The following is a 12,599-nucleotide window of genomic DNA, read 5'->3' as shown; positions in this document are numbered from 1 at the left end:
TTTCCCCGAAGTGTTTGTGCTGTCTATGTATCCCCATTACACATCCAGCCCTTATTAAAACGTATTTCTTTCTCAGTATAAAAAATATGACCAGGTGCTATCAACCAAATGCGTGAATTTTCTAAAAATAATTGTGAGGCACTAGGCAAAACATTCGTATTCCCTATAGGCATTTAGTATGATGACGGCGAGTCCAACAAATTCAAGATATTTAGAAACTTCATTATAGAGATAGGAGAATGCATCATGAGATTGAGTGTGTTAGACCAGGCACCGGTCACGTCGGGTCATACGGGTGAGCATGCATTGAAGAGTGCTGTCGAGCTTGCGCAAGTCGCAGAGGAGTTAGGATATTACCGCATGTGGATGGCCGAGCACCACGGTGGCATGTCGTTTGCGAGTTCGGCTCCGGAGGTCATCACGGCCTATCTGGCGGCGAAAACGAACAAGATTCGTCTCGGGTCCGGCGGCATCATGATGATGCACTATTCGCCACTGAAGATGGCGGAAGTGTTCAAAACGCTCAGCGCTCTGGCTCCAGGCCGAATCGATTTTGGCGTTGGTCGTGCACCGGGAGGAGACGCGAACGCCATCTATGCGATGTCTCAAGGGCAAAAACCGATGATGGACGGTCTTTACGAAAAGCTCGATACGACGCTTCAATTGATCAAAGATGAAGCGCCTGAAGAGAGATGGTATAAGAACACGCCGGCCGCTCCGACCGGCATCACCCTTCCCGAGGCGTGGTTGCTCGGTTCAAGCGGAAGTAGTGCCGTACAGGCGGGACGAATGGGTCTCGGTTATTCGTTTGCTCAATTTTTCAACGGGGAACTGAGTGCCGACACGCTTGATACGTATCGCCACCACTTCACCCCGTCTGATTTTATGGAGAAACCGGACATCAGCGTCACGTATTTGGTGACGACAGCCGAAACGGAAGAAGAAGCGGAATATTTGGCCCGTCCGTCTGATTTATCCCGTCTCTTTTTAATGCGGGGGCAGTTGCGCCAACTATTGACTCCGGAAGCCGCGCAGGAATATCCGCTCACGGAAGTCGATCGCATGCATATCGCCAACAACCGGGCCATTCATCTTGTCGGCACGCCAAAACAGATCGCCCAGCAACTTCGAGACGAATCCGAACGATACGGTTTCGATGAAGCGATGATTTGCAGTATCCAACATAAGCAGCGTGACCGTTTGAACGTGTATCGCCTGCTCGCAAACGAATTGCTTTGATTTTTAAGCTCCTTCTCCGTTATGGGGAAGGAGTTTTTCAATAATTCAAAAAACACTTTACCTTTTTTTGAAAGGTCTTCTCTACATTAGCGTAAAAACGTTCTACACTAGAGGAAACTGTATCAATGGAGGTAGTGTATGAAACATATGAAAGGGGACCCACAATATCTGTTCGATTTGTTTGTTCGCTTGTATCGAATGGTATTTTTGATGGAAGTTACGTCGGATGGGTACCGCTACGTCCAAGTCAGTGAACAGGCAAGAATTGCTTCCTCGCTTCCTGAGAATGTGGCGGGTCGTTATTTACATGAGATGTATCGGACGGAGGTAGCAGATGAACTGATTCATCATTACGATCAGGTTGTCTTGACAGGTGAACCGGTCTATTTCATGTCCAAAATGAACATCGAAGCCAATACGGCGCGCTTTGCCTCGTCGATGTTGGTTCCGGTTGAAGACATAGAGGGAGAAGTCCGCTATGTCATCGGGCTAACAACGGATTTGTCAGAAGAAGCCGAACTTAAATTACTCCGCAGTATTGAACATATTGATTATTTGACCGGAATGCCGAACTTGATGAAGGTGAAACTGGAGCTCGAAAAGTTGTTTGAAGCAGAGGGGAATGAGGAGACGAGTGTCATGCGACTCCACATCAACCGCTTTAAAATGATGATGTCGCTACAGGGGGTAGAGCGATCAAATCAATTGATCAAGGAAATCACACGCCAAGTGGCAAATACGCTTCCGAAAGGTTCACTGATTGGCCGGGTCGACGGGGAAGACTTTATCGCGGTACTGCCCTATGTATCGTTGAAAGAGGCTCATATCTATGCCGAGCAGTTGCTTGAGATGATTGCGACAAACGCTTACCGAGTTGCGGAAGCGGAGTTTCCGCTTTCAGGATGTATCGGGATCAGTGCGGGGACAGTAGATGCGGACCGCATCATTTTGAACGCCTCCACGGCTTTGGTCGAGGCGCGACATGCCGGGAAACAAACCATTCGGTTATATGAACACGATGACTATGTTCAACGATACATCGACGAAATCACCATTGAAGCAGAGCTTGTCAAAGGGTTGCGACAAGATGAGCTGTACATGGTATACCAGCCGAAGGTTTCGATGGACGGAACGATTCATTTCGAGGCACTTGTTCGCTGGACGAATCCTATACTCGGAAACGTGTCACCAGAAACGTTTATCCGGATCGCTGAGCAGTCCTTGCTAATCGAAGACGTCACGGAATTTGTCATGCATCGTGTTTGCCAGAACATTCGTGAACACGCTTCGGTCTTCGGTGAACGACGCGTCGCGGTCAATATATCACCGATGCTGTTCCGTCAGGACTATATGGACGGAATGATGGATGTCATCGCGCAATATCAGTTGCAAGCGACACAATTCGAGTTTGAAGTGACAGAGCACACGCTCATGCAAGAACCTGTTGCGGCCATCAAGACGGTAGAGTCTTTGAAAAACAGAGGGGTTCGATTATTAATTGATGACTTCGGCGTCAGTTATTCCTCGTTGAACTATTTAAAAATGTTTGAAATCGATGGAATCAAAATTGACCGGTCTTTCATCTCACAGCTCGATCAAGAAAACGGATTGAAAGAATATGAAATCGTCAAACTCATCGTCTCGCTCGCGAAAAAATTGAACCTTGAGGTCACGGCAGAAGGGGTAGAAACGGAGGCGCAATACCAGGTCGTGCAGCAACTTGGTTGTGATGACGTCCAAGGGTACTTCTTCAGTCGTCCGATGTTGCCAACAGACATCGCTCCCGCCCTCGACATTCTGCACGCACAACACGCCGTGCTATCGAAAACCAGTGTGGGAAAACGCCTCTTGAAACCGTCGTTGAATGAGTCGGAGACAGAGCGCTTAAAAACAATCCTGCGACTTGAGATACTGAATACGCCCCAGGAAGAACGCTATGACCGAATCACACGACTCGTGACGAAAACACTGCAAGTGCCAATCGCCTTCATTTCTATCATGACGACGGATCAGCAATGGTTTAAATCATGTGAAGGAATCGAGCTGGAGGCGTCTTATTTGAAACGGGAATGGACGCTTTGTAATCGGGTGGTGTCGAGTGGAGCGCCATTTGTGATGGAGGATGTCGCGGCAGCCAATCTGGAAAGTGACAGTCCTTGGCTGAAGAAGGTCGGTTTTTATGCGGGTGTCCCACTCATCACGAAAGGGGGGCATGTCATCGGAACCCTCTGTGTCGTGGACAATCAAGCCCGGACGTTTGATGCGGATGCGTTGCGGACGCTCGAAGAATTTTCGCACTGGGTGATGGCGGAAGTGGAGTTGTCGGAAGAAACGCGCCGTCATGGCAGTCGACAGCAGGCACTCGAATCATTATATGAAGTCACGTCTCTGCAAATTCCGTTCAAAGAGCAATTGGAGCGGATTCAAGACGTAATTATGGAATGGGTAGGGTATTCCCATGCCATCGTTTTTTCCGTTGAGAAAGGATACCGACTCCTGTCTGAGCGAGGGGTCTCCCAATTAGAATGGGATGAACAGGCGTTGCGTCAACTCCATCGGCTGACGACAACCGGTCATCAAAAGTTGCAACAAGATGAACTCGTCATCCAGGATATTTCATTCGCTTCGATGATCAGTCTGCCACTCGTGCAGGATCGTCAAACATTCGGCTGGGTGGTGTTCTTAGCGGAGCAGGGAAACCTGAACGATATCGTTGACCGAGACGTGATTCAAGAATTGACGGACACGACACTTCTCGTGACCCGGTGGATGGAGAATGAAATTCGTAAAGAACGAAAACATCAAGAGGTTGCACGTTTAGCCAAACAAGACCCGCTGACGAAATTGGCAAACCGGCATGCCTTTATGACGGATCTTTATAAAAAAATGAATCGTTCCCAGGCGGCGACGCTTCTGTTCATCGACCTCGATGATTTCAAACGGGTGAATGATTTGTATGGTCATTTGATTGGAGATGAAGTACTCATCGAAACAGCGAATCGGATCGTGTCCTTCACAGAACGTTTCGGAGGCAAGGCCTACCGTTTTGCGGGAGATGAATTTTTAATCGTTCATGAAAAAGCCGGAGTAGCGTTCTCCTCGAAAGAAATCGAGACGTTGAACAAAGAAATTTCCGGGGAAATAAGGGGTTCCAACAACGAATTAATCAAGCTATCTGCAAGTATCGGCATCTCATCGACATCCAATTTGGAATCGGTGGATGAGTTGATCCATCAGGCGGATGCTGCCATGTATGTCGCGAAAAACAATGGCGGAAACCATTATTACGTGTATGACACTTATCAAAGACAGTAAGGGAGATTCTCTATGGGGAAGCTATGGTTGATTGAGGGATTACCAGGAAGCGGGAAGTCGACATTTTGCGAGGCGCTACGTGATGCTGAGAATAAAGCCACATTTTATTCTGAGGTCGATGCGAATCATCCGGTCGATGTTCATGGTGTGTACTGGTTGCAGGAGCAACCGGTGCAGGGCGAAGTTTTAGGTGAAGCGGATGGCGGATGGCTTGTACGGTATGGGTCAGGGGATGCGATTGCCGGGACAGACGTATATGAGCTACCGTTTGAACAGCATGCTCGAATCATGCTTGCGCGGTGGCGTCAGTTTGTCGAACAGGTAAAGCAGAACGGACAGCGCTATATTTTTGAATGTGCGTTTCTGCAGAATCCCTTTACAATCGGAATGGTCGCACAAGATGTCCCGCACGAGCAAATCGAGGCATATGTATCTGAGATTGCTGAAGTCGTCAGACCGCTTGCACCAACAGTCATATATTTAGAGACACAGAATGTGGAAAAGGTGTTTCGGCAGGTGTATGCTGAGCGTCCGGAAGGGTGGCAGACAGGATTCGTTGCGTATTATACGAGTCAGCATTATGCAAAACGTTGTAACCACCAGGGTGTCGACGGAACGATTGAGATCTTAAAGGAACGTCAGGAGCGTGAGATGAAGCTATTGAATCGATTGGCACTGCATCATCTCGTGATTCCAAACGATGAGCGTCGCTCTTTAGAAGGACTGAAAAAGATGCTGGAGGTCCCGTCATGCAACGATTAATCCGTCATTCGGAGCGTTTTTGGTACATGACGCCTGTTGAAGAAACCGATCGTCCGATATTGGGCGCAGTTGTTGGGGAGACGTACACATTGATGATTGATGCGGGAAATTCTGAGGCCCATGCCCGTTTTTTCATCGAGGAACTTGAACGGCAAGGAGTCAGCTCGCCTTCTTTTCTCGCGTTGACCCACTGGCATTGGGATCATATTTTCGGGTTGTCCGCCCTGCCAAACGTTCTTTCCATCTCAAGTGAAGCGACAAAGCGGGAAATGGAAAATCTGCTTCCCTATACATGGGATGATGATGCACTAACAGAGCGGGTTCAGGCGGGAATTGAAATTGAGTTTTGTGCGGCGGCCATTCGAAAAGAGTATGGCGCAGACCGATCAATTCGAATTACGTTGCCGACACTCACGTTCAATGAATCCGTGACGATTGAACTTGGCGGCGTACGGGCAGTGTTGAAGCATGTCGGAGGAGATCATGCGGCTGACGCAGTCGTCGTCTATATTCCGGAGGAAAAGATATTATTTTTAGGAGATGCGCTCTATGCCAATCTGTATGCCTCTTCCTGGCGGATGACAGCGACTGAAACCTTGCGCTTGTTGGACGCGATTGATGAATTTGATGCCAATGATTACGTCTGGTCACATGGGGAAGTCGTCCATCGTGCCGCGTATGAGAAAGATCGTGATGCACTTCGAAAAATTGCGGAAATCACGATAAATTTCCCGGGAAATAAAGAGTGTATCACGACGGAATACGAACGTCTGGTCAATCGGAAAACCGATGAAGAAGAGCAGGAGTTGATTACCTTTTTTGCAAATGGATCGGAGGGTTCCCGTTGAGTGACATCATTCAAATTCACGAAGAAAATGAAGCGTTTCAACACTTTTTAACCGGGAAACTACGCGCCTATAACGATCTCCATTCTTTCCATCATCGTCAGATTCGCAATGCTAACGTACCCGTCATTCAATTGAAAGTGGAAGAGCGTGGCGAAGTGATTGGGGGATTGTTCGGAAGCGTCTACTGGGGATGGTTCGACCTCGACCGGTTATGGGTGGACGCGGATCACGCGAAAACAGGAATTGGCACGAGGCTTCTGCAAGAAGGGGAGCGCCAAGCGATTCAACTTGGGGCGAAATACGTTAAACTAACGACTTTTTCATTTCAGGCGAAAGCATTTTACGAGAAATTCGGTTACGAAGTGGCTGGTGTTTTACATGATTTCCCGCCCGGGTCGGATTATTACATGATGACAAAATCACTATAAAAAGGCGACGCGAGTCGCCTTTTTAATATACTTTATCCCCGTTGAAGATTGAATTTTTGACCATGACATAATCCACGGTGCGTAACGCGTCCAAATTGTCTCCTCCAGCATAGGAGATTGCGGACTGGAGATCTTGTTCCATCTCTGTCAAGGTGTCTTGTAATGCCCCTTTATGCTCAACGTACATCTTTTTCCCTTCCACATTCTTACGTTCCCCTTTTTGGAATTCAGAAGCAGACCCGAAGTACTCTTTTAACACTTTCCCGTCCTGTTCGAACGTCCCCCCCGGAGATTCATCATGTCCGGCGAAAAGTGAGCCAATCATCACCATCGAGGCACCGAAACGAATCGATTTGGCGATATCACCGTGCGTGCGAATTCCCCCATCCGCAATAATCGGTTTCGTAGCTGCCTTTGCACACCAACGCAGTGCGGCAAGCTGCCATCCGCCCGTGCCAAATCCGGTTTTGATTTTCGTAATGCACACTTTCCCCGGACCGATCCCAACTTTCGTCGCATCGGCTCCTGCGTGTTCGAGCTCGCGCACGGCTTCGGGTGTCCCGACATTCCCCGCAATGACGAATGACCCCGGCAAATGGTGTTTAATATGTTGAATCATGCGAATGACGGCGTTTGAATGACCGTGGGCAATATCGATGGTAATGAACTCAGGGGTATGACCTGTCTTCGCCAGTGTTTCGATAAACCCGTATTCTTCTTGCTTGACCCCGACACTGATCGAGGCATAAAGACCTCGTTCATGCATGTCTTGAATGAAAGCAAGACGTGCTTCGGGATTGAAGCGGTGCATGATATAGAAATATCCGTTTTGAGCAAGCATTAGGGCTACTTTTTCATCAATGATGGTCTGCATGTTAGCCGGTACGACAGGTAGTCGAAAAGTGAATCCACCCAATTCGATGCTTGGGTCACACTCTGAACGACTATCTACGACACATTTTGCGGGAATTAATTGAATATCTTCATAATCAAATACTTTATCCACTCGGAACACCCCTAATACCGAACATTTCGGTTTTTATTTGTAATAATACTTCGTCCATTCGGTAATATAACGTAATAATGAAAAGAAGTCAAAGGATTTAGCAGAATTCCCAACTTAAAAAAGAATGTTATGAAGTGTTTAGCCGTTAAATGTTCGATTATTAGGTATTAATAAGATGTTTCACGTGAAAAAAGACCACTCAACAGTGGTCTTTAGCTAGTGCATATTGATTTCGACCGCCTGCTTTGGCCTCGTATAAAGCAAGGTCGGCACGTTTTAATAGTTGTTTCGTTGACAAACCGTTCACGAACCGGGCAACCCCAACACTTGAAGTGGTGATGAAGGTATGTTCTTCAATCTGCCAAGGGCGCTGCAGTGCATAAATGATCTTTTCGGAGACGCGATGCAGGGCAGAGATGTCAGTAAAACGAATCAAGACCGCAAATTCATCGCCCCCGAGCCGGGCAATCATATCCTGTTTTCGCAGTACGTTTGTTAATCGATGTGCGAGTTGACGCAGTAATTCATCCCCTACATCATGCCCGAACGTGTCATTGATATGTTTGAACCGGTCCACATCAAGGGCGAGGACGGCAAGTTCTTCTTCGCTCTGGTTGATTGTTGAAATGGCCTCGTCCAGATAAGCGAGGAAATAGCGTCGGTTCGGCAAATCGGTTAACGTATCGTGATAGGCCATATGTTTCAACTGTTTTTCTAACGCTTTTCGTTGCATGATTTCACGGCTGACGGTTAAGTAGTGCAACAAATTTCCGAAGTCGTCATAGATGGCTTGGATTTTCGTCTCGAGCCAGATCCATCGCTGATCCGCATGGAAGTGTCTAAATTCGAGTGTCAACGGCGCATCTTCTTCCGTCAACTTTCGGAGTTGTCTTCTCACTGCGTCGACATCCTCCGGATGAATGAAGTCCAGGGAGTTCTTTCCTTCGTAGTAGTTCGGGACAAAACCTAATACTGCACGATGGGAAGGGGATGCGTACCGGACGAGGCCGTTTCGTTCGAGAATACAGACGAGATCGCTCATATTCTCGGTAATCAAACGATACTGCGTCTCGCTCTGCTTCAATGCTTGTTCCATTGCCCGCTTCTCAGTCACATCCCGTAAAATCGTCAGAACGGCCGTCGTGCCTTCATAATCGATCAATAGACTGCTGATGTCCATGTGCAGGCGGTTTTGCTTCGGAGTAACTACAATCATTTCCGTATCATGTACAGGGCCACCGATGGCGAGTCTTGCCAAACGGACCTTTGTCTGCTCATGATACTCTGCCGCGATGAACGAGAAGATTGATTCACTCTCGAGGTACGTTTCTCCGATTGTTTGAAGTGCCATCGCGTTCGCGTAAAGAATCTGTCCTTCCCGATGGACAATAATCCCTTCCGGAATCGTTTCAATCAGTTGACGATAGCGGCGTTCGCTTTCCTTTGTCGCGCGCTCCGCATTTTTTTCCGGTGTCAAATCGATAATAATCGCGAACAAGCCCGTGATATTGCCGCCAATTTCAATCGGGATGTTCAGGACTGCGAGGTCGAGTCGTTCTCCGGATTGTTTGTAGGCATAAATGTGGTACTTGTGTGGGATACCGGTCAATGCAAATTGAAGACTTTTATGTACGCGTGCCCGCTCCTCTTGTGGTAGCAAACCTAAAAAAGGACGATGTGCCAAATCGTTTTCATCATAGCCTGTAATCGCTGAAACGGCAGGGTTGATGGATTTGATGTTCAAGTTATGATCGAGCACAAAGATTCCGTGCGGAGAATAGCGGCGGAGTGACTCGTGGTGATCTCGTAAGATGGACAACTCCAATTCACGGCGCTTTCGTTCCGTAACTTCCCGAACGACCGAGACAATGTGGGTACAGGTGCCACTCTCGTCAAAAATCGGTGTCACTTCAGATTCGAAGTAATCGAGTGGCAACGTTAAGACATCATTTGATTCGACCGTGTCGGTATAGAATGAGTCGGCGAGTCGATAATCTTCATACACGACACTTTTCCCTGTTTGCACAGCCTCATCATAATGCATTTTGATCAAAGCAGCTGTCTCGGAAGGGACCAATTCATCAATCGACTTTCCGAAATCGTCATCCGACCAGTTGATTGCCCGCTTCCCTGGTTCGTTCACAAAGACATAGCGATACGCTGAGCCGTCGACTTCCATGAAAAACACAAAGTCGGAGATTTTATCAAACGTTCGAAGTAAAATCGAAGTATTGTGTTGGAGTGTGTGGTCAGCTTGCATGTATGTCCCTCGTTTCATTCATTACTTTTTTACACGTCATTTTTATCTTACCGTAACGAGATGCAAATGTGTGAACTTTCAAAAAAAGACAGGATTGAATTCAATCCTGTCAGGCGGCGTGCTTCATTTTTTCGTGTTCGACGCGTCCGTTCATCACGTAATATACATACAAGGTGACGAAGACGAGACCGGCGAGACCGAGATAAAGTTGTGAGAAACCCATCAACGGGATGAGGAGCCCGATAAAGTACGGCCCAAATCCGAGTCCTGCATCCAGGGCGATGAAAAACGTCGAAGTCGCCATCCCCATCCGATGTGGAGGGGACGCTTTGACGGCGATCGCTTGGGTACCGGATTGGATATTGCCGAATCCGAGACCAATCAGGACACCGGATAATAGCAAGGTCCAGGCGCTGTCTGCCTGACTCAATACGAGTAATCCGATAGAGAACAGGGCGATGGCCGGATACATGACGACATTCGCTCCGCGCCGATCCATCAGTTTTCCAGTGATGGGGCGGGAGAGCAGGACGGCGACAGAGTAGACGAGGAAGAAGACGCTCGCCGCCTCAAGTAAATCGAGTTCGTTGGCATAAAAGTTAATGTATGAAAGAACACTCGAATAACTGAGCGCAGCCAGCCCGATGATGAGTGCAATCGGAAGGGCTTTTGGTTCGACGAATGATTTTAAAGAAAATCCGCGGACCAGCTCCGGCTCATTCGCTTCCGGGACGTCAACCATAAGAGAGCTGAACAGACTGATCAACCCGATTACAAAGCACAGAATAAAGATGACCGAGAAGTTGGTGTGCTGACTGAGTAACAGGCCGACGAACGGACCGATTGCGGTCGCGAGCGTCGAACTCATACTGTAGTAACCAATTCCTTCCCCTTTTCGTGCGGGAGGGATGACTTGGGCAACAATCGTTCCCGTCGCCGTACTTGATAACCCCATCCCGAGACCGTGCACGAACCGGGTCAGCAACAAGAATCCGACGCCCCACTGTAAAAAGTAAAGTAAGATAGTCAGCGTGAAGAACGTAAGTCCCATCAAGAGTGTTCGTTTTCGACCAATCGAATCGATGAGTCGCCCGATGAACAGTCGTCCCGTCAATGTCCCGATAATAAATATGCCGGTCACAAGACCAGCCTGACTTGTCGTCGCACCATAAGCCTCAACGGCATGAACACCGATCGTGACCATGAGAAGGAAGAAGATGAGCGTCAAGAAAAAGTTGACGAGAGAAATAATTAAAAAATCTTTCGTCCAGAGTTTTTGTACCTGGTGTTGCATCTGAAATGACGCCTCCTTGTTTATCTGAAACTAAATAGTTAATAAACATAACTAAAGGAGTATAACAGATACGTTCAGACGTTGTCTTGATTCAGGTATTAATAAAGCCGACAGTTCAAGCTGCCGGCTAACTTCATTAAGAGACAGGGTGTTTTCGATACCATAATACGAGCGGAACCAGAACAAGGGAAATGATACCGCCGAGCAAGGAGAGCATTAAATAACTGGACTGTGCCGCAATCACACCGGACAACATCCCTCCAGAAGCTCCGGATAGTGCAATCCAAACGTCCACAGATCCCTGCGTTTTCGCCCGTGTCTCAGGTGTGGTGGCATCTACGAGAATGGCAGTTCCACTGATAAGACCAAAATTCCAACCGACGCCAAGCAATACAAGACCGATGATCAATAGGAAAAGTGAGTCTGCCGGTGCATACGCCGCCACGACACCCGCGAAAAAGAGCGTGACACCGGAGGCGATTGCCATCACATCCCGGCCAATCTTATCGACAAGCACACCTGTGACGAGAGACGGAAGATACATGGCCCCGATGTGGAATCCGATGACGAGACCGACGGCACCCAGCTCATGCCCGTGCTGTCTCATGTGTACAGGCGTCATTGTCATGATAGCGACCATGACGATTTGACTGAGCACCATCACGAAGGCACCGACATAGACTCCCCGGCAATCGGAAACCTCACTTCCGTCAGAGAGGGAGGTTTGATGCTTAGTTCGCTGAGAATGTTCAATGGCGCGTGCGACGAGTAACGGGTCCGGGTTTAAAAAGATCAATAAGACGAGTCCGGCTAACAAATAGGCGACTCCCGCGAGAAGAAACGGTCCCGATAACGTAGGTAAACCGATGGTATCTGCGATGCGCCCCATCGGTCCGACTAAATTCGGTCCTGCCACTGCACCGAACGTTGTGGAAACCATAGCGATACTGACTGCTGTGGCTCGTTCAGTTGAATTTGCCAAGTCTGTTCCGGCATAGCGGGCTTGAAGGTTCGTCGCCGTCCCGGCCCCATAGATGAGGAGTGAGAAAAATAAGAGCGGAATGCTCTCGGCCGTCGCTGCGATGATGACCCCGAACGCCCCAATTGCCCCGGTAATAAAGCCCGTAGCGAGTCCGAACCGGCGTCCGACGCGCTGTGACATCATGCCGATCAAAAAGGCGGCGCCGGCTGACCCAAGCGTGAATAATGCCGTCGGAACACCGGCGTACGCATCGGTGCCCAATAAATCTCGTGCAAGTAAGGCGCCTACCGTGATGCCGGCCGCAAGTCCGGCTCCTCCGAAGATCTGTGATAACACGACAATGACCAGCGTTCGTTTATAGAGTCGTCGTTGTTTTTCCACATCTGCTACGTATGATTCGATTGTCTGTTTCAAGGATACTCCCCCTTTAATAACGATATACCCCCCTTAGTATATATTCAGAGG

9 protein-coding genes are annotated in these 12,599 nt (G+C 48.4%); 5 read left to right on the top strand and 4 right to left on the bottom strand.

The window, feature by feature from the left end; translation table 11 throughout:
• The first annotated feature begins 246 nt into the window (after positions 1-246).
• From KNP03_RS09720 to KNP03_RS09700, 5 genes are all read left to right on the top strand, one after another.
• On the top strand, positions 247-1,239 hold the full coding sequence (locus KNP03_RS09720) for an LLM class flavin-dependent oxidoreductase (protein ID WP_214828823.1): 993 nt from the start codon (positions 247-249) through the stop codon (positions 1,237-1,239).
• Positions 1,240-1,377: 138 nt separating this feature from the next.
• Positions 1,378-4,554, top strand: a complete 3,177-nt coding sequence (locus KNP03_RS09715) for an EAL domain-containing protein (RefSeq protein ID WP_214828822.1) — start codon at positions 1,378-1,380, stop codon at positions 4,552-4,554.
• Between the two features lie 12 nt (positions 4,555-4,566).
• Positions 4,567-5,316, top strand: coding sequence for a P-loop NTPase family protein (locus KNP03_RS09710; RefSeq protein WP_214828821.1), 750 nt, complete (start codon positions 4,567-4,569; stop codon positions 5,314-5,316).
• Positions 5,304-6,164, top strand: coding sequence for an MBL fold metallo-hydrolase (locus KNP03_RS09705; RefSeq protein ID WP_214828819.1), 861 nt, complete (start codon positions 5,304-5,306; stop codon positions 6,162-6,164). Before KNP03_RS09710 ends, KNP03_RS09705 begins: the two co-directional genes overlap by 13 nt.
• Entirely contained in the window at positions 6,161-6,592 is a 432-nt protein-coding gene (locus tag KNP03_RS09700) for a GNAT family N-acetyltransferase (protein ID WP_214828817.1), read from the top strand. Before KNP03_RS09705 ends, KNP03_RS09700 begins: the two co-directional genes overlap by 4 nt.
• 22 nt (positions 6,593-6,614) lie before the next feature.
• On the opposite strand, the gene guaC is transcribed toward KNP03_RS09700, so the two are convergent.
• From guaC to KNP03_RS09680, 4 genes are all read right to left on the bottom strand, one after another.
• On the bottom strand, positions 6,615-7,598 hold the full coding sequence (gene guaC / locus KNP03_RS09695) for a GMP reductase (protein ID WP_214828815.1): 984 nt from the start codon (positions 7,596-7,598) through the stop codon (positions 6,615-6,617).
• A 199-nt stretch (positions 7,599-7,797) separates the two neighbouring features.
• Positions 7,798-9,858: a PAS domain S-box protein gene (locus KNP03_RS09690; protein ID WP_214828813.1), complete on the bottom strand. Its 2,061-nt coding sequence runs from the start codon at positions 9,856-9,858 to the stop codon at positions 7,798-7,800.
• Positions 9,859-9,967: 109 nt separating this feature from the next.
• Positions 9,968-11,152, bottom strand: a complete 1,185-nt coding sequence (locus KNP03_RS09685; RefSeq protein ID WP_214828811.1) for an MFS transporter — start codon at positions 11,150-11,152, stop codon at positions 9,968-9,970.
• Positions 11,153-11,288: 136 nt separating this feature from the next.
• Entirely contained in the window at positions 11,289-12,548 is a 1,260-nt protein-coding gene (locus KNP03_RS09680; protein WP_214828809.1) for an MFS transporter, read from the bottom strand.
• Positions 12,549-12,599: the final 51 nt, after the last annotated feature.

This window comes from Exiguobacterium algae, assembly GCF_018617875.1.
In the GTDB taxonomy this organism is placed as follows: domain Bacteria; phylum Bacillota; class Bacilli; order Exiguobacteriales; family Exiguobacteriaceae; genus Exiguobacterium; species Exiguobacterium algae.
Note: the sequence above shows the minus strand (reverse complement) of the source record. Positions and strands in the feature narration are given on the sequence as shown.